Annotated in this window: 16 protein-coding genes; 11 read left to right on the forward strand and 5 right to left on the reverse strand. The window is 50.8% G+C overall.

Going from position 1 to position 17,711, the window contains the following annotated elements:
- Positions 1–83 precede the first annotated feature (83 nt).
- Positions 84–1,469 (forward strand): MFS transporter, encoded by a 1,386-nt coding sequence (locus Q1A69_RS06400; protein ID WP_299582823.1) that lies wholly within the window; start codon positions 84–86, stop codon positions 1,467–1,469.
- 35 nt (positions 1,470–1,504) lie between these two features.
- Here Q1A69_RS06400 and Q1A69_RS06405 read toward each other — a convergent pair whose 3' ends face one another.
- From Q1A69_RS06405 to Q1A69_RS06425, 5 genes are all read right to left on the reverse strand, one after another.
- A complete protein-coding gene (locus Q1A69_RS06405; protein WP_299582826.1) occupies positions 1,505–2,059 on the reverse strand; it encodes a M23 family metallopeptidase in 555 nt (184 codons plus the stop codon).
- A complete protein-coding gene (locus Q1A69_RS06410) occupies positions 2,043–2,348 on the reverse strand; it encodes a DUF1330 domain-containing protein (RefSeq protein ID WP_299582829.1) in 306 nt (101 codons plus the stop codon). The genes Q1A69_RS06405 and Q1A69_RS06410 overlap by 17 nt, the downstream gene beginning before the upstream one ends.
- 669 nt (positions 2,349–3,017) lie before the next feature.
- The gene (locus tag Q1A69_RS06415; protein WP_299582832.1) at positions 3,018–3,344 is read right to left on the reverse strand and encodes a hypothetical protein; all 327 of its coding nucleotides are present in this window, start codon (positions 3,342–3,344) and stop codon (positions 3,018–3,020) included.
- Between the two features lie 890 nt (positions 3,345–4,234).
- Entirely contained in the window at positions 4,235–4,861 is a 627-nt protein-coding gene (locus tag Q1A69_RS06420; RefSeq protein ID WP_299582835.1) for a hypothetical protein, read from the reverse strand.
- A 243-nt stretch (positions 4,862–5,104) separates the two neighbouring features.
- A complete protein-coding gene (locus Q1A69_RS06425; protein WP_299582838.1) occupies positions 5,105–6,013 on the reverse strand; it encodes a LysR family transcriptional regulator in 909 nt (302 codons plus the stop codon).
- Positions 6,014–6,159: 146 nt separating this feature from the next.
- On the opposite strand from Q1A69_RS06425, the gene Q1A69_RS06430 reads away from it, so the two are divergent.
- The 10 genes from Q1A69_RS06430 (at position 6,160) to Q1A69_RS06475 (ending at position 17,602) form a co-directional block, all read left to right on the forward strand.
- Positions 6,160–7,173, forward strand: a complete 1,014-nt coding sequence (locus Q1A69_RS06430; protein ID WP_299582841.1) for an NADP-dependent oxidoreductase — start codon at positions 6,160–6,162, stop codon at positions 7,171–7,173.
- Positions 7,174–7,600: 427 nt separating this feature from the next.
- Positions 7,601–8,110 (forward strand): hypothetical protein, encoded by a 510-nt coding sequence (locus Q1A69_RS06435; RefSeq protein ID WP_299582844.1) that lies wholly within the window; start codon positions 7,601–7,603, stop codon positions 8,108–8,110.
- Positions 8,111–8,112: 2 nt separating this feature from the next.
- Entirely contained in the window at positions 8,113–10,137 is a 2,025-nt protein-coding gene (locus tag Q1A69_RS06440; RefSeq protein ID WP_299582847.1) for a hypothetical protein, read from the forward strand.
- Positions 10,134–13,277 carry a tetratricopeptide repeat protein gene (locus tag Q1A69_RS06445; RefSeq protein ID WP_299582849.1) on the forward strand — a complete coding sequence of 1,048 codons (3,144 nt, stop codon included), beginning with the start codon at positions 10,134–10,136 and terminating at the stop codon, positions 13,275–13,277. The genes Q1A69_RS06440 and Q1A69_RS06445 overlap by 4 nt, the downstream gene beginning before the upstream one ends.
- 23 nt (positions 13,278–13,300) lie before the next feature.
- The gene (locus tag Q1A69_RS06450) at positions 13,301–13,885 is read left to right on the forward strand and encodes a tetratricopeptide repeat protein (RefSeq protein ID WP_299582851.1); all 585 of its coding nucleotides are present in this window, start codon (positions 13,301–13,303) and stop codon (positions 13,883–13,885) included.
- Complete coding sequence (locus tag Q1A69_RS06455) at positions 13,885–14,205, forward strand: hypothetical protein (protein ID WP_299583088.1); 321 nt, start codon at positions 13,885–13,887, stop codon at positions 14,203–14,205. The genes Q1A69_RS06450 and Q1A69_RS06455 overlap by 1 nt, the downstream gene beginning before the upstream one ends.
- Positions 14,206–14,274: 69 nt before the next feature.
- On the forward strand, positions 14,275–15,060 hold the full coding sequence (locus Q1A69_RS06460; RefSeq protein ID WP_299582854.1) for a MotA/TolQ/ExbB proton channel family protein: 786 nt from the start codon (positions 14,275–14,277) through the stop codon (positions 15,058–15,060).
- On the forward strand, positions 15,060–15,665 hold the full coding sequence (locus Q1A69_RS06465) for a biopolymer transporter ExbD (RefSeq protein ID WP_299582857.1): 606 nt from the start codon (positions 15,060–15,062) through the stop codon (positions 15,663–15,665). The genes Q1A69_RS06460 and Q1A69_RS06465 overlap by 1 nt, the downstream gene beginning before the upstream one ends.
- Positions 15,662–16,213 carry a biopolymer transporter ExbD gene (locus tag Q1A69_RS06470; protein WP_299582860.1) on the forward strand — a complete coding sequence of 184 codons (552 nt, stop codon included), beginning with the start codon at positions 15,662–15,664 and terminating at the stop codon, positions 16,211–16,213. Before Q1A69_RS06465 ends, Q1A69_RS06470 begins: the two co-directional genes overlap by 4 nt.
- A 9-nt stretch (positions 16,214–16,222) precedes the next feature.
- Positions 16,223–17,602 carry an AgmX/PglI C-terminal domain-containing protein gene (locus tag Q1A69_RS06475; RefSeq protein ID WP_299582863.1) on the forward strand — a complete coding sequence of 460 codons (1,380 nt, stop codon included), beginning with the start codon at positions 16,223–16,225 and terminating at the stop codon, positions 17,600–17,602.
- Positions 17,603–17,711: the final 109 nt, after the last annotated feature.

The raw sequence follows: 17,711 nt of genomic DNA on the forward strand, positions 1-17,711 counted from the left end.
GCTTGATATGAGATATTAAGTCAGATGAAGTGTCAATTTTTTAGCTTTTAAGCGATCCATGCTGGGTACGAAGGGGTAGATTCATGGTCAAATCCAAAGAATCTCTCACCAGAAAGCAATATTTGGGCTTGATTGCTTTATCTATGGCTATATTTCTGGTTGCGAATGATTTAACGGCTTTTGCCCCCGCACTGCCTGCTATTGAGGAGGAGTTTAATGCGGATATTACTACCTCACAATGGATAATCAATGGTTACGCATTGGTGTTCGGTGTGCTAGTGATCACTGGGGGCCGTTTAGCGGATCTCTATGGCCGGCGCCGCTTGTTTATTTATGGGACCCTGGTTTTTGTATTCTTCTCACTGCTCGGCGGCTTGGCTATGGATGTGCGCATGTTGTTGGTTTCCCGCGCCCTAATGGGCATTGGAGCAGCAATGATGTGGCCGTCCATTTTGGGGATGACCTACGATCTGATGCCCGATGATCGTTCTGGCCAAGCTGGTGGCTTAATTATGACGGTAGGCGCACTTGCCAATGCCGTAGGACCAGTACTTGGCGGCACATTGGCTGAACTGTTAAGCTGGCGCTGGATATTTTTTATCAATATTCCTATCGCTGCAATTGCTTTATTGATGTGCTTGAAGGCCGTGCCCTTTGAGGTTCCCGAACAAACGGATGAGCAGATAGATTACCGGGGCGTTTTAACGCTTTCCCTCGCTTTGTTTTGTCTGCTTTTCGCAATGGATATTTCAGCACAAGTCGGCTTTAAGCAGCCTTTCGTTATTATACTCTTGGCGATTTTTCTGCTTTCGATATGTGCATTCACCATGTTTGAGCATAGGATGGGTAGTTATGCCTTGATTCCGGGTGTGGTAATAGGAAACAAAAGATTTCTCCCTACTGCCGTTGTCACTCTATTGATGGCAACAAGCTATTTTTCGGCTCTATTGTATATACCCCAATTCCTGATCAAGTCTCAGGGGTATACTGCTATGGAGGCCGGGATGTCTTTGATTCCCTTAATGATAATAGCGAGTATATTCGCCTACCTATCTGGGCTTCTGTATGATTTTTTAGGTGCCAGGTCACTGGCGAGTATTGGGATATTCTGCATGTGTGTGGGTATGTTTATGTTATCCCACCTTAAAGAAAGTACAACTTTTCTACAGCTGCTACCTGGACTCATCGTGGTTGGGGTGGGCTTGGGTATGTTCAACCCTTCAATTACAACTGCGGGGATTACGGCCGTGTCATCAAGCCATGCTAGCCTTGCCGGAGCTATTATCTATATGTTTAAACTGTCGGGTGGTGCGGTTGGCCTTGGTATGAATGCAACAATTGTTGCCTATTCCCCAAGTATTGCCGTGGGTATTGACCGGGCTTTTACTGTGAATGCGTATCTCGCTTTGGCCGGTCTGATTGGCTGCCTATTCTTTGTACGCGACAGATCGAAAGAAGTGCCAGAGTAAGTAGTACCAATATATCTTGATGGAGCTGATACTTGTTACCCCTTTGAAGTTTTTAATACCTCCATTGGGTTTAAGTAAAATGCTTTTTTCCAGCCCTGGGTAGTGTTGTCTATTTTCCAAATAAATGGAAAAAGGCTAACTATTGAGTAATGCAGGTGGGCGGGTTTCCCCGATGTATTTCCTGTATTTCCGATACTGCCAATTATCGATCCGGCACTAATGAAAACCCTACTTTCCTTTGATACATTCTCCAGGTGCGCAAAATAGTGAATACGCCACTTTGGTCCCAGACCAACGACAATATTTCCACCCCTGGAAGTATTGCCTTTATATAGGATAAGCATGTTGGTGGCGCTCATAGCTGGACTTCCCTTCCTGGCAAAAATATCTATGCCTTTGTGTACACCAGAGGGGCCCCAAGGCTCGTACCAGAAAGTATCTTTGTTCCAATCGCTTGGACTTGCTCCTAAAACCGGTATTTGAGGTTCTTCCGGGATTAGGAAGCCAAGTCCGAAGAGAGTGAAAATAACAATAATGACTTTATTCCGGCTGTGTTTTTTTGAGTTTTCCTTATTAAATATTTTTTTCATAGCTGGCAAGAATCGTTGTGCTGCGAACAGAAGATTCGAAATATTTTGTTTTTGCCGAAAGGTAATCTGGATCCGAGAAGAACTGATCCATAATTTTCATGCTGGGGAATTGAATGGTAAAAACCCGGTTGATGTTATCGGGGGTCTCAGAGAGAAGTGTCTCCGCTATTTTGAAGTCATAGCCAAAGGAGCCTCCATAGCCTGCTAATACGGGCTTCATCGCGCTTCTATAGGCCTGGTAAGCATCATCATCAATAACTTCTAGTCCAACTAACATTTCAAATAACATATCTAACTTATCCTGATTAATAGTTAGCGCAGTACACGCTGGCGAAAATGATAGTCTGCGAATTCGCCCCCTATGAAATACCTTGTTTAGAGCAACATTGCAAGAGTCTCAGGCTTTGAGGGTTCTCGACAAAGTAGCATAATTGAATGCCTAGTCATCATAGCGAAAAGTGGAGAGTAAGGGCAACTTCATAGACGCTTATTTTAGTCGGTCTATAGGAAAACCTTTGATTTGGCGTATGGAATTTATACCTGAGTAATGCCATTAGCAGCCAGTTAGTACAAAGTGATGGAATTCTTAAGCGTGACGGTTGCGCCAGTAGGGCGAATGATGGGTATTAGCAGTGCTCTTAAGTAGAGGCTCTCTCTGGCGGTGGGCCCGTAATCAGTGATAAGGCCAGCATGGTTAAGGGTTACCTGAAAATTATAAAACCCGGAAATATATACCCTTTGAAAGGGATTGTATCTACTAACAAATACGTGCAGATAATATATGCACTAAAACTTTATTCGGATGTACCCGTAGCGTGGGTAAGTGCGCCATGGTGTAGGTCGATATTTAGATCGGAGATTAAGCAGGTATTTGGGGGGGGTACTTCCAAGATTCAGGTCAAGCGGCTAGATTTTTAATCGGGTCAAAGTGAAATCTAAATCCTTAGCCTTTCTAATATTATTTAGGGGTGTGGGTGGTGCGGTTGTAGCCTATATATAAATAGGCGCCAAAAGCTACACCAAAAATAAACAGACCTAAAAGCAGATAATCAACTCTAAAAGATAGCGCCTTTGAGATGGGGATAGAGAACCAGGCCGCGGTGGAGTAATAAAGGGTGAGTATGGCGAGTCTCCATGAGCCGAGCGCTGCTGATAGTGCAGCTAGCGGTACAGCAATAAAAACTAGGATTAAAGCAGGAGTAAACGGTGCGGAGCCTAAAATAAATGATAGCAATGATAGGATTAGCGCGGTTGTGCCGAGTATTAAGCGAAGACCATTTTTCATGGAAGTGTTCAATTTTACATGTAAGATTATGTGGTTTTCTCGCTATTTTCACGGCGAAGGAATTCAGTATAGGCTGGAAGTTGTTCTAAGGCTAGAGATCATTCATGTCCCGACTTTATTGGTGTCGCGCGTAAGTGCCTGTGAGTCACGGCTACTTTGTGCAGGCTTGCGAACAGTGATGCCAATTAAAGATTTTTAAAGTTGTTTGCTCGGTAGCTGGATTGGCTCGAAGTTTCTTCTTGGTGTGATTTGGGTAATAACTATAGGTCAGGGCTATCCTGCGAAGTAGTGCCTTGCTGGCCTTGGTTTCGCAGGATTTTATCCAGAAAAATTAATAATGACTATTGTTGATTTTCAGTGGCGGTGTTCATTATGGCTGTGCATGGACTTCCCGGGCCAGCACAGGGGCCCTGTATGATATATGTGGCACGCTTGTCGCAACCAGAAGCACCATAGGTACGTCTATCCAATTGATGAATGGTCATGGATTTTGTGTTGCAATTTAAATCGAAGGGGGCCCGCTTCAAAACGCTTTCCTCCATCAGTGAAGAGCAGCCACTTAAAGCAATTGCCACAAGGTTGAATCCTATAAGTTTATATTTCAAGGTTGACTCCTTTGGAGGTTAGATCGAGTTTTTATTGATGGTGGTTCTTAATTTCTGCTGTGCCCTGTTTGTTTGAGTTTTTCAGTTGGCCACTTAAGGGCTCTAAAGTTTGCTGGGTACGTGTTCTCCTCTCTGAGAAGTTGATCTGCATCAATTCCACTATAAAAGGTATGATGAAGAGGGCTGGTCACTGTTCGATGCTTGTATCAATAACGGCAATCTATGCACTTCGCCGGTAGTTTGCTTACTTTTTTCTTGGGTATGTTCCTGGTTCTACGCGCACTCTTAAAAGTATGGCTCTAACATATGACCCCTGCTCCCCCAAAATTTACACCATCGGCCAGCAGAGACCACGATATGCAGATAAAAAGTAGGGGTATCAATTTCATCTGGAGCCTGCTCTGGAATCTGAAGCCTATGTGTTGCAGAGTATTTATTTGCTGATTCAATAAGTTGATCGCCGTAGTTGACCAGTGCAGCGGGCTGTTGGTATTCAAATGCTTTATTCAGTAGGTCTTTCCCGATAATGTCTTCGCACTCTTTTAAAAACTGAGCTCTGAATGAATAGGCATCAACGTAACCAAAGGCACTATTGCTGTAATCGGGTATGCCATCGCTTGGTGGGGATAACTCTAGGACATAATATCCTATTAATTGGGATACAAATTCATCTTCAGTAATTTCTTGAGCTGATTCCCTGTACTTCTCTTTAGCCCACTCGGTGGCGGCTTTGTCAATACCTACTTGAGGCACTTTTAGTGTTTCTAAAGCCGGAATTGATATTTCAGAAAATCTTTGCTCTAGTTTTTTTCTTCCCCACCAAACTCGTCCTAAGAGCATTTTAGTGATTTTTCTGAACTCCTCTTCGTGTCCAGGTTTTGCCTTATTGGCGGGGTTCCAATCAAGACCCATAGATTCTTCCTTGCTAGCCAATGGAATTTGAGATTCTAGGATATATCATCCTGGCATGTGCGACCAAAGTGACCTGTTTCTCTGGGAGCTCAATAGATACTTCCGATAAAGTGCTTGTGTTAAGGGGTGGGTAATCGGTTTAACGCTAGATGCATAGAGTATTGTAGTGCCCAGTGAATATTAATACCGGTTAGTTGACACTTATGTCCAACTTATGGGTTGGCTGCGATTGTTCTCTCGGTTTTAGAGTTCCTGCAAATGCGCACAAATAAAATCCACGCATAATTTTATTTTGGGAATTTGATATTTGCTGCGTTCGTAGAGTAGGAAAATCCCGATATCACCCCCTGGGCTGACAGAGACTTTGCCTGCGGTTGGGACTTGTACCAACTCCCCGGATTCCAAGTGTTCGCAAATACTCCAGGTGGGTACGCAGAACATACCGCGGTGATTGAGTGCCGCGGCTAGTAGGGCTTTGCCGTTGTTGCTGATCAGGTGGGTGACTAGTTTCAGCGGCTCCCACCGTTCGCCGTTGTAATAGTGCCAGTCTATGGGCCCTTTGGGTCCTCGGTATTGCAGGGCCTGAATGGATTCTATGGCCTGTTTGTTCAGGGGTAATGTTTGCTGCAGGGCATTTAGGTATTCGGGCGAGGCGGTCAGGGAGAATTCGTTCTTGGCCAGGCGCTTGGCGATGACATGTTCATCGGGTGCAAAGCCACCGCGTATGGCGATATCTACCGGGTCTTGGCCCAGATGGGTTAGTTCGTCGCTGTAGTGTAGGTCAAAAATAATATTGGGGTACTGTTGGGCGAACTGCTCCAGTACAGGGGTTAGGTGTTGCTCTCCGTATAAGGGCAGACAGCTAATGCGGATTAAACCGCTGGGGGCTTCAAAGGTCTGGCTTACCAGTTCGTCGGCCTGCTCCAGTTGGCGAATGGCTTCGCTGGTCATGGAGTAGTAGAGTTTACCCAGCTCGGTAACTTCCACTTTGCGGGTGCTGCGCTGTAGTAGCGCAATGCCGAGGGACTGCTCCAGGTCCCTCACCCGTCGCGAGATGGAAGAGGCGGGTACATCGAACTCCTCGGCTACCGCGGTAAAACTGCACAGTTCCGCCACACGCTTGAAATAGCATAAAGCCCTGATTTTGTCCATAAACCCTCTTCTATTTGGGTTTTAGTTCGAAATTTCTATTTATTATTGTCAAAAAGACAAAAGACTTCCATTGAATGTTGTCTGTTTTCTGTGTGGGGCGGGGGGCACAATCGCCCGCATTCGTGAACAGATAAGCAGAGAAACTAATGAAAGCACTCCAAATTACCCAGTACGGGGATATCGACAGCAGTCTGGCTTTTCAGGAGGTGGATGTACTTGAGCCGGGTGCCGGCGAGGTGCTGATCAAGATTCACGCCGCCGCGATCAACCCCGTGGATTTGATGGTGATGCGCGGTGATTTGAAAGCCGTAAAAAAGCTCAACCTGCCGGTGGGCATTGGCCGCGATTTGAGCGGGGAGGTGGTGTCTGTGGGGAGCGGAGTTTCCGAGTACCAGACCGGTGATGCAGTTTTTGCCAGAGTTGGTGAGGATCATGTGGGGACCGTTGCTCAGAGTTTGGTTGTTGATGCTTCACATCTGGCGAAGAAGCCTGAGAACCTCTCGCACGAGGAGTCCGCGAGTGTCCCTCTGGTGGGTTTGACTTCCTACCAGGCTCTGATTCAGGTGGCTGGTTTAAAGAAGGGTGAGAAAGTATTGATCCATGCGGGTTCCGGTGGCATCGGCTCTGTGGCGATTCAGCTGGCAAAGGCCTATGGGGCCTATGTGATTACTACAACCAGCAGTGACAATGTGGAGTGGGTGCGCAAACTGGGCGCGGATCAGGTGATCGATTACAAGAAAGAAAACTACCTTGAGCTTCTCTCGGGTATCGATGTGGTTTATGACACCCTGGGAAATCAGTACACAAAAGAGGCCTTCAAAGTTTTAAAGCAGGGTGGCAGGGTTGTCTCTATTGCTGGTGTGCTGGATCCGCAGTCGGCGAGAGAGCTTGGCATCAATTGGTTGCTGCGTAAATTGATCCGGCTTAGGTCTGGACCAATTTTAAAGCTCGCCAAGCAAAAAAATGCGCTTTATCGAATGGTCATTATGCAGCCCAATGGCGATCAGCTTCGTGAGTTGGCAGCGTTGTACCAGGATAAAATTTTATCCCCTGTGATCGATAAGATATATCCGTTTGAGCAGAGCATAGCGGCGTTTTCCCATTTGAACACCAAGCGAGCAAAAGGCAAGGTGGTCATTTCTGTGGGGGGCTCCACGTAACCTTCCAGCGCACGCTGGGTCGCTAAGACGGTAGCCGCCGGAAAAATTCTAGGCGGCTGTCGCGGCTTTCGGTAGCGATACATACTCTTGGCGGCTGTGGGCAATGGGCCTCGCGAGACGTTCAAGCGGCATCCACACAAGCCTCCACCCCCGTCAGTTTGGAAACATCCTGTGAGAGCGGAGCGGCTTTTAGGGTGAATAATGTACGACATGCTTCACATATTGGCCGGTGGTGTGGTTTTTCAGTGCGAAAAATTAGCGATTGTCGGTTTTGCTAGATTTGACCTCCCTCACATCCCCCCATTCCTCTATTCACTACAATGCCGCTGGCTGAAAGGTCCCTGTTTACAGGCACTTCAATGTGGCTCGCAAGGGTCGTGCACATCGCTGTTATTCATTGATAAGGGTAGGGTTAGAGGTAGGCCACATGTTCAGAATTTTACAGGTAATACTTCTTCTTGTGTTGGCATGCACTGTGAACGCACAGAGTGTCAGTCGCGATGATATTCGCGGGCTGGATGAGCAAATCCAGGATGTGAAAAAAGACGTGATCGACCTAACCGCGACTCTGGCGCAGTTAGAAGAAAAGCTGCTTTTTCCCTCTAATACCCAGGTAGCCCTGTTTGTCTCTATTGCCGATGAGAAGCCTTTTGAGCTTGAGTCGGTTGAGGTCAAACTCAATGGTGAAATTGTCGCGCACCATCTCTACACCTATCGCGAAATTGAGTCCCTGCAAAAAGGTGGGGTACAAAAAATTTACACCGGTAACGTGCAGGCCGGCGCGCACCCGCTCCAGGTGCGCTTTATTGGCAAGACACCCTCCGGTAAAAAGTACCGGGCCAATGCCTCCTACCAAGTGGACAAGGCTGTGGGGCCAAAATTTGTCGAGATCAGAATTTCCGGAACTGAGTCCGAGATTAACTTCAAGGACTGGTAATCATGCGCACATCTCTGCTTTCGGTATTGTCCGGCGCGGTCGGGACAGGCCTGCGCGTTATCGGTTTTACCCTGTGTGGTCTGCCACTCGTCTCCAATGCGGCTGATGCCGACAATAGCGAGGCGCTGCAGGACCTGTTCTTTGGTGCGGCTATGTATTACGCGCACCAAGATAAATACTTCGATGCGATTGTGGCCCTGGATTCCGAGTTGGCCCAGTTCCATCGCCTGGATGAGCCGGAGTTGGACCCATTCAGTACACATCTGGGGCAGGCGGAATTTTCCGTCGGCGACCTGGAGCTCTCCTACCGTATGCACCGGGAAGCGGGCCGCGCGATTGAGGCGGTGCTCAAAGGCAATGTCTCCCAGGAAGTGCGCAATGAGGCGGCCTACCGCCTGGCCAAGATTCACTATCACAAGCAACAACCCCTCAATGCTCTGCATGCACTGGAAATGATCGAAGGGCGGGTACCCCTACGTGTGCGTGCGGATGAACAATTTCTGCGCGCTCGGGTATTTATGGAGCTTGGGCGTCTTAAAGAAGCCGTGGAGCTGCTCAAAGATCTGAAAGGTGAGGAATCCCTGGATGGCTTTGTGGAATTCAACCTGGGTATTGCCCAGCTGAAATCCGGTGAAGAGGCGCGCGGTGTATTGGAGTTAACGGCTCTGGGCAAGCGCCGCAGCAGCGACCCCGCCGATCAGGCGCTGTACGACAAAACCAATTTGCTACTCGGTTCCCACCTGATGGAGGCCGGCGAATTGCAGTTGGCGCGTCCCTATTTTGACCGGGTGAATCTCGAGGGTCCATTTTCCAATAGGGCTCTACTCGGTGCCGGCTGGGTTGAGGCCCGCGCGGGGCGTTACGATCGTGCATTGGTGCCCTGGAAAATGTTGCAGAACCGCAAGGGCACCAATGAAGCTGCGCAAGAAGCCATGCTCGCAGTGCCTTATGCCTACGGCAAGCTGGACGTACACAGTACCGCAGCGATTAATTACGGTCGCGCCCTGGATGCCTTCGGCCGTGAAATCGATACGCTGACGGCATCGATCGATAGTATTCGCGAGGGTAAATTTCTCGAAGCCCTGCGTCGGAAAGAAGCCACCCAGGTGCAAAACTGGGTGGTAGCCCTGCGCAATCTGCCCGAGGCGCCGGAGACACACTATCTCCTCGACCTGATGGCCTCCAATGATTATCAGGAGTTCCTGCGCAATTACCGCGATCTGAACGAACTTTTCGAACGCAATAAAGAGTGGCTTAAGAATCTCACGGCTTACGAAGATATTATCAGCGTGCGCCGAGCTTACTATGAACCCCTATTGCCGCAGCTCGACGATCAATTCCGCACCCTGGATGCGCGCATCAAGTTGCGTATGGAGCAGCGGGATCAATTTTCCAGTCGTATTGAGCAGATGCTGGTCTCCCGCCGCCCGGAATATCTTGCCACCGCCGAAGAGCAGGAGGCCCGCCTGCAGCTACTGCAGTTACACAAGCAAATTGCGCGCAACCCGCGGGGTTTTACCGAGGAGACCCGCAGCCGCTTGGAGCGCCTCCAGGGTATTTTGGCGTTGCGTCTCTCGACCGAGTATCACGAGCGCCTAACGGAAGCGTATAAGCACCTACAGGCACTAAATACAGAGATTGAAAAACTGCAAACGGTTTACCGCTCCTATGTGCGCAGTCGCCAGGCCGCTACCCACAGTTACACCGGGTATAACAAAGATATTCAGCGTTTGCGCGCACAGATTCGCGCTACCCAGCGGCGTCTTGAGACGTTGATGGCGCGCCAGGGCAGCATGCTTGAAGCGCTCGCTATTCAAGAGCTGGAACGCCGGCGCACTCAGTTGGAGAGTTACCAGATTAAAGCGCGCTTTGCTCTGGCCGACAGTTTCGACCGTGCCAATGAATTGCAGGAGCAGCGCGAAGATGAACGCAAGATTGAGCAGCTCCGCGAGGCCCAGCCGGAAGCGCTGCCCGAGGGCAACCCGCCCGAAATGGAAGTGCAGGACAACGCAGGGAGTGAAGGGTGAAAGCCTTAACCAAACACGTGAAACCGTTTGCTAAACAGGGGCGTTCCCTTGCCCTGTATCGCTGCGTACTGGCCGTTGCCGTACTGCTGCTCAATGCCTGTGCGGTAAACAGTGGTAAGACCATTGGCAGCTTGCAAAAAGTCGATATCGAGATTGAAGAGGAGTATATCGACGGAAGCCTGGAGAAGGCTCTGGCCAGTTATCAGCGCTACCTGCAGGAAACCCCGGAATCCAACCTTACTCCCGAGGCAATGCGCCGAATTGCCGACCTGAAAATCAAGCAGGCACACCGCGCGGAAGATGAAGCCATCGATGGTATTGCCACCGCCACGACAAGCAGTGGTGTTGTTGTGGCCATCGATGCCGCGCAAGTGACCGCGGAAAATACGCTGGATGCGCCCGCTGAAGTTGCGGCGACCGTTACGCAGGCGAAAACCGTAACGCCAGAGGAGCGTGGCGGAGCGGAGTCGGATGCAGAATTTGAGGCGCGCGCCAGTGGGAGTGTGGATGTGGCCGCAGATACGGCACCGCTGGAGTCTCCTGCGGAGGACCCCGATGCGCTCATGTCGGCGAATGCCCGTGAGGCCATCAAGCTGTATCTCGATCTGCTGAAAAAATATCCTCTGTACGATCGCAATGACCAGGTGATGTACCAGCTCTCTCGCGCCTATGAGGAAGCCGGCCAAATTGATGCAGCGGTCGATGTGTTGCGTCAGCTGGTAGCAAAGTATCCCGGCTCCCGCCATATCGATGAGGCCTGGTTTCGTCTGGGCGAATACAACTTTACCCGTAAAAAATACCTGGATGCCGAAGAATCTTACGGCAGGGTGATCGATATGGGGCCTGTATCGAGTTTCTACGAGCTGGCTTTGTACAAGCGCGGCTGGTCCCTATTCAAGCAAGATATGTACGAGATGGCACTGGACGATTATATCGCCATGCTCGATTACAAAGTTTCTCAGGGCTACGATTTCGATCAGCAGAGCAACAATGTTGAGCGCAAGCACGTGGAGGATACCTTCCGCGTGGTGAGTTTGAGCTTCTCTTATATGGAAGGCCCGGATTCCATCGTTGATTATTTTTCACGTAAGGGCGCGCGCGAGTATGAATACCTAGTGTACAGCCAGCTGGGTGAGTACTACCTGGATAAGCGTCGCTATCAGGATTCGGCAAAATCCTATACCGCCTTTGTTGAACGCAATCCGTTGCACCGGGTTTCCGCGGACTTTTCCATTCGTGTTATTGAAATTTATGGCAAAGGTGGGTTTCCCCGGCTGGTGCTTGATGCGAAGAAATCCTTCGCCAACACCTACGCACTCAGTGCTGAGTACTGGAACGTATTTGATATTAATGAATATGGGGAAGTGGTCGAGTTCCTACAGGCTAACCTGATTGATCTGGCCAGCCACTACCATGCGGCTTATCAGAATAAAAAGCTGAAGGATAAAAAAGGCGAGCACTACCGCGAGGCCATTCACTGGTATCGCAGCTACCTGCAATCCTTCCGTGAGACTGAGCGCGCGCCGGAAATCAACTACCAGCTCGCTGGCCTGATGCTGGAAAATCGCGACTTCCACGGCGCCGCCCTGGAATACGAGCGCACCGCCTACGAATATCCGGCCCACAAGGATTCCAGTGAGGCGGGTTATGCGGCGGTATACGCTTATCGCGAGCATTTGGGCAACAAACTGAAAGATGCCGGTGTCGATCTGCGCGCACCCCTGCTGCGCGAGATTATTCGCTCGTCCCTGACTTTTGCCGATACCTTTGCGCAGCATGGCAAGGCGCCACAGGTGATGTTGGGGGCGGTCGAGGATCTATACGGGCTCAAAGACTACGCACCGGCCATAGAAAATGGCCGCCAGTTGCTAGAAAAATTCCCCGCTGCAGAGCAGGAGATACGTCGCTCCGCCTGGATGTTGGTGGCCCACGGCTCCTTTGATACCCAGGCATTTGCCGATGCAGAAGTGGCCTATGGGGAAACTCTGAATCTCACGGCGGCGGATGCCAAAGATCGTGCAAACCTTGTCGATAACCTGGCTGCGTCTATTTATCAGCAGGGGGATATGGCGCGTCAGCAAGAGGACCATGTTACAGCGGCCGCGCACTTCCTGCGTATTCGCGCAGCAGCTCCCGGTGCGACTTTGCTGGCCACGGCAGAGTACGATGCTGCCGCCTCCCTGATTGTGCTGAAAGATTGGAGTCAAGCCGCCTCGGTATTGAACAGTTTCCGCAGGAATTTCCCCGAGCATGAGTTGGCAAAAGATGTCACCAAGAAACTGGCCGTGGTCTACCAAGAGAGTGGCGAACTCTTGTTGGCGGCTGCGGAATTTGAGCGAATTGAACGCGAGTCCGAGGACGAAGACATTCGCCGTGAGGCCCTGAGCCAGGCGGCAGATCTCTACAGTGCGGCGAAGGATAGCGGCAAGGCTCTGGCGGTATTGCGTCGCTACGTGAAGCTGTTCCCCAACCCCATGGAACCGGCGCTTGAGACGCGGCAGAAAATTGCCGATCTCTATAAAACGGCCGGAGAGCAAAAACGCTATATGCGCGAGCTGCGCGAGATGGTGCGTATAGAGTTGCGCGGCGGTTCACAGCGCAGTGATCGTACCCGCTACCTGGCTGGTAGCGCCGCCCTGCAGTTGGCTGAGCCCAGCTATAAGGCCTTTGCCCAGGTGGCGTTGGTGAAGCCTATCGAGCAAAACCTGAATTTGAAGCGCAAGCGTATGAAAAAAGCGATCAGCGATTTTTCGGCCTTGATTGATTATCAGGTGGCGGACGTGACCGCTGCGGCGACTTATTACCTCGCGGAAATCTATCTGCATTTTAGTGTCTCCCTGAAAGAGTCCGAGCGTCCCGGTAATTTGAGTGCGTTGGAGCTGGAAGAGTACGAGTTGGCCCTGGAAGACCAGATATACCCCTTCGAGGAAAAAGCGATTTCCGTGCACGAGAAAAATGTTGAGTTACTCGGGGTGGGTATTTACAACCCCTGGGTCGACAAGAGTATCGGCAAGCTGGCTGGGCTGGTGCCGGCCCGTTATGCACGGGCTGAGGAAGCTGGTCGGTATCTGCAAAACATTGTGCCTTTACCGCCGCAACCGGAGCAGATGGATGCCGGTGAAGCAGTTTCCGGTCAGTAACAACAAGAATGGAGTTGAGGGTTATGCAAGCAAGATTACCAATCGTATTCCTGTTGAGTGTCGCGCTGTTCTTGAGTGGCTGTGCGGGCAATCAGGGGGCTAATGGCAAAATCACCGATTATTCTTCGGTGCGGGTGTCCGGCAGTGTAAATCGGGATTTTGAGCGATCCCTGGAATTTATCGCCAATAAGGAGTTTGTCAAGGCGATCGAATTACTGGAAACGGTGGTGCAGCGGGAGCAGCGCCTGCCGGCGCCCTTTATTAATTTAGGGATTGCCCACTATCAGGTTGGCAATGAAAAAAAAGCAGAAGAGGCTTTTCTCAAAGCCTTGACGCTCGATGCCGAGCACCCGGTTGCCACCAATGAACTGGCCGTGCTTTACCGCAAGCAGGGCCGCTTTGCCGATGCGCGTAAAATTTATGTGAATGCCTTGGCAGAAAACCCCGAATACCTGCCTTTAATTAAAAATCTAGGCATATTGTGTGATCTCTATCTGCAAGATCTCCAGTGCGCTCTGGCACAATTCCAGCAATATGTGCAACTGGAGCCAGAGGATCAGGATGTATCCATTTGGCTGGCGGATCTTAAGCGGAGGGCGGACAAGTGATGGTGCAGTCTAAATGGGTTTTGCCATTAATTTTTACTTTCGCCGCCTTTCCTATGGCGCAAGCCCAGTCACAAGATGGAGAAGAAACACAATCCACTGAAAAAAAAGTGGACTCAAAAGTAAAGGAACTGTCGGGCATCTCCATTATTGGTAACAAGGAAGCGCCCAAGTCTCTTTATATTGTCCCCTGGAAAAGTTCCGAGGTGGGTGTCGAAAGTGATCTTGTTTCCAGTTTGATGGACGACAAGCTCAAGCCGCTCGACAAGGAAGTTTTCATGCGTGAGCTGGAGTTCTACCAGCTCAGCCTGTCCGGCGACTAACGCCGTCCTTTCTCTGGCGGAAGCCAGAGCAGCAACCAATTACTGCAGTATTTCTCAAGAGGGTTTGTAATGGACTTTTTCAATAGCGTCATCGATTTTTTCCAGACGGGCGGTACTTTTATGTACCCGATTCTTGTGGTGGCTGCCCTGGGTGGCGCCGTGGCCATTGAGCGATTTATTCGCCTGCACTACGAGCGTCACACCAACCGAGCCATGTGGGATAAATTACAGCCGATTCTTTCCAGTGGAGATTTCGATCGCGCGCGTAATCTGGTCAAGCAGGATAACTCCAGTGTGGCCAAACTGCTTTCTATGGGCCTGGCCCGTCAGGGTGCGGTACGCCGTCGCGAAGATATCGAAATCGCGATGGAAGAGAGCATGATGGAAATTACTCCTCAGCTGGAAAAGCGTACTCCCTACGTAGCGCTGTTTTCTAATATCGCCACACTCTTGGGTCTGCTCGGTACCATTATGGGTCTGATCGAGGCCTTTACCGCGGTAGCCAACGCCAACCCGGCAGAGAAGGCCGATTTGCTCTCTGCCAGTATTTCGGTAGCGATGAACACCACTGCATTTGGTTTGATGACCGGTATTCCCCTGTTGATTGTGCATGCACTGCTCAACTCCCTCACCGGTGAAATTATCGATAGCCTGGAAATGGTTTCCGTTAAAGCCTCCAACCTGATCGACAGCTCAACCCGCCGCCGTTTCGAAATCGATGCACCCAGCACAGAAAGTAAGCCTGCAAATAAAAGCAAATCTAAAAGCAAGGCGGAAAGTAAGTCTGACAAACAAGCCGAAGCGCAGCCAGCGGCTGAGGCCAATACCGAAGAACTGCAAACGGAAACTGCGTAATGAGAAGGCGGCGCCACGGGAGAGATAAAGAAGCCCCGGAGCTGGACATCACCGCCTTCTTGAACCTGATGGTGGTGCTGGTGCCGTTCCTGCTGGTATCGGCCGTGTTCTCACGGGTCACAATTCTGGAGTTGAATATGCCCAGTGGGGCCGGCGGTGGAGCACCGGATGATCCCGCGGTCACGGTGGAAGTTGTTGTGCGCACGGAGGCACTGGAAATCAGCGACGGCGAGAAGGTAATTGCGCGCTTCCCCAACTTGAATGCCAGCGAGGAGGGAGAGCCTGCTCAGGCGGTAGCTACCGCTGGGGAAACCTCGGCGGGAGAGGCGACCGAAGAGGGCGAGGCTTTAGCGCTGCTACCAACGGCAGAGGTGTACGACCTGAAAAAACTCACTGAGTTTTTGTTACAGGTAAAAGCCAGCTACCCGGAGAAAACCGATTCCATCCTCCTGATGGAGGCGGATATTGCCTATGAGCATCTGGTTGGTGTCATGGATACTGTACGCGGAGCCGAAGTGCGCGTAGAGGGTAGTGACTCCAGCGATCCGGATGCCGTGGAGAGGGTGGAGTTGTTTCCCGATATTTCCATAGGAGATGCGCCGTGAAACATGAAAGCCGACGTATGAAGCGTATGGCGCGCAGCCATAAGCGCAAAAAAACCACGGGGATGAACCTCACCTCATTGATGGATGTATTCACCATTTTGGTGTTCTTCCTCTTAACCAACACTTCCAGTAATGAAGCGTTGGAGCCGCCCAAGGTGATCACTCTGCCGGATTCGGTTGTAGAGACTAAACCCAGGGAAACCGTGACCTTGATGGTGACGGATGAGGAGATCTTGGTGGAATCCAATTCTGTGATTGCTACCAGTGAGGTGCTCGAGAGTGAGGGAATCATTATCGAAGCCATCAAACAGGCCATGATTGCAGAGATGGGTAAGGCGATTGGCGTGGCCCAGGCCACTGCCCAGGCATCTGCCGAGACAGAAGAGGGCGCGGTCGAGGGTGACATTGAGCCGGAACTACCGGAAGTCAATATTCTCGCGGACCGAGGTATCCCGTTCAGTTTGCTTAAGAAGGTGATGTCCAGCTGTACAGAAGCGGGTTACACCAAGGTATCACTGGCGGTTATTCAGAAAGCATCTCAGGGTTAATGGAAGTTTGTGAATAATTTTCTTCAACAACAGCAGGCGCTCAGCGATTCGCTCGAGGCGGTCCGCCAGCGCATGCACCTGCTCGAGGATGAGCGGCAGCAGATCGAAGCGCAGCTGGCCGAATTACAGGCCCACGGCACCAAGTACCAGTTGCTCGATGAAATTTCTGAACGCCTGCGCCAACTCGAAGAGGTTGGCGCCGGGGAAATGTTCTGGGCTGACGACTACCGGGAAGGCGTCACCGAGCAGGTTATTGAGCGAGTCGGGAAATCTACCCGCAGCTTCAATGACAACCTCGACCGCTTGCATCAAAGTCGCCGCGATGTCCTCGATAAAATTGAATACAGCAATGAGGAAATTTTTGCCCTGGATGAGCGCGCCGATGAGTTGCGCCGCGAGGAAGAGGAGTCCCGCTACGAATTTGAGGTCACCCGTGAATTCGAACAGCCGGATTTTCGTCCGATGGTTATGCCCTGGCATACCCAAGGTGAGGACGAGAAACGTTTCCGTCTCTGCGTCTTTGCTTCATTGTTTATGGCTGCTTTACTGGGGTATCTGGTACCGCTCTACACGTTGCCGGAGCCCGAGAGTCAGGTGGTTGAGATTCCTGAACGCCTAGCCAAGCTGGTTATCGAAAAGAAAACCAAGCCGAAGCCTCCGCCCGAACCGGAGAAGGCCAAGCCCAAAAAAGAGGAGAAGAAACCCGAGACCAAGCCTGAGCAGAAGGTGGCTAAGCAAGAGCCTAAGCCCACCAAAACTGAGAAGAAGCAGGCACGCAAGAAAGCGGAGCGCGCAGGCGTTCTGGCCTTTAAGGATAACTTCCAGGATCTTATCCAGGATGATCTGGATAACCGCCTCGGCCAGCAGACCCAGTTGAGTACGGCGGGTAAGAAAGAAGATCGCAGCCAGCGCTCTCTGATTGCTTCAGCGGCAGCCAAGGGCAGCGGTGGTATTAACACTTCGAATGTGAGTCGCAATGTAGCTGGAACTGGTTCCTCCCTCGGCGGTGTTGAGTTTACCCGTGCGGAGAGTTCGATTGGTAACGAGGGTGACTTCGCTGGTGAGGATCGTCCGCTGAGCGACGGTGTGGGTCCATCGCGTACCGACGAGGAAATCCAGATTGTCTTCGATCGCTACAAGAGTGCTTTGTATCGTATCTACAACCGCGAGCTGCGAAACAATCCGGCCCTGCAGGGTAAGATGGTCCTGAAGATCACCATCGAACCCGATGGTTCCGTTTCCCTTGCACAAGTGGAGTCCAGCGATATGGATTCGCCGGCGCTCAATGCCAAAATTGTTGCACGGGTCAAGCGGTTTAACTTCGGTGAAAAGGCTGGTGTGCCAACAATCACCATTCTCTATCCGATCGATTTCTTGCCTCAGAGCTAACCTGGGTTCCCCCTTCCTGCGCCAGCGGGAAGGGGTCATTTTGGCTTCACTAAATTGGATTTGCGGCGTTTGTTGGAATCCTCCTGCTACTTTTTCCTGCCCTCAGCTC

Origin of the sequence: uncultured Microbulbifer sp., from assembly GCF_947498635.1 — a bacterium.
GTDB lineage: Bacteria > Pseudomonadota > Gammaproteobacteria > Pseudomonadales > Cellvibrionaceae > Microbulbifer > Microbulbifer echini.

What these genes read in the sequence shown, in the direction of transcription:
- Q1A69_RS06400 (WP_299582823.1), top strand. Translation starts at nt 84, where the DNA reads ATGGTCAAATCCAAAGAATCTCTCACCAGAAAGCAATATTTGGGCTTG.
- Q1A69_RS06405 (WP_299582826.1), bottom strand. Translation starts at nt 2,059, where the DNA reads ATGAAAAAAATATTTAATAAGGAAAACTCAAAAAAACACAGCCGGAAT.
- Q1A69_RS06410 (WP_299582829.1), bottom strand. Translation starts at nt 2,348, where the DNA reads ATGTTATTTGAAATGTTAGTTGGACTAGAAGTTATTGATGATGATGCT.
- Q1A69_RS06415 (WP_299582832.1), bottom strand. Translation starts at nt 3,344, where the DNA reads ATGAAAAATGGTCTTCGCTTAATACTCGGCACAACCGCGCTAATCCTA.
- Q1A69_RS06420 (WP_299582835.1), bottom strand. Translation starts at nt 4,861, where the DNA reads ATGGGTCTTGATTGGAACCCCGCCAATAAGGCAAAACCTGGACACGAA.
- Q1A69_RS06425 (WP_299582838.1), bottom strand. Translation starts at nt 6,013, where the DNA reads ATGGACAAAATCAGGGCTTTATGCTATTTCAAGCGTGTGGCGGAACTG.
- Q1A69_RS06430 (WP_299582841.1), top strand. Translation starts at nt 6,160, where the DNA reads ATGAAAGCACTCCAAATTACCCAGTACGGGGATATCGACAGCAGTCTG.
- Q1A69_RS06435 (WP_299582844.1), top strand. Translation starts at nt 7,601, where the DNA reads ATGTTCAGAATTTTACAGGTAATACTTCTTCTTGTGTTGGCATGCACT.
- Q1A69_RS06440 (WP_299582847.1), top strand. Translation starts at nt 8,113, where the DNA reads ATGCGCACATCTCTGCTTTCGGTATTGTCCGGCGCGGTCGGGACAGGC.
- Q1A69_RS06450 (WP_299582851.1), top strand. Translation starts at nt 13,301, where the DNA reads ATGCAAGCAAGATTACCAATCGTATTCCTGTTGAGTGTCGCGCTGTTC.
- Q1A69_RS06455 (WP_299583088.1), top strand. Translation starts at nt 13,885, where the DNA reads ATGGTGCAGTCTAAATGGGTTTTGCCATTAATTTTTACTTTCGCCGCC.
- Q1A69_RS06460 (WP_299582854.1), top strand. Translation starts at nt 14,275, where the DNA reads ATGGACTTTTTCAATAGCGTCATCGATTTTTTCCAGACGGGCGGTACT.
- Q1A69_RS06465 (WP_299582857.1), top strand. Translation starts at nt 15,060, where the DNA reads ATGAGAAGGCGGCGCCACGGGAGAGATAAAGAAGCCCCGGAGCTGGAC.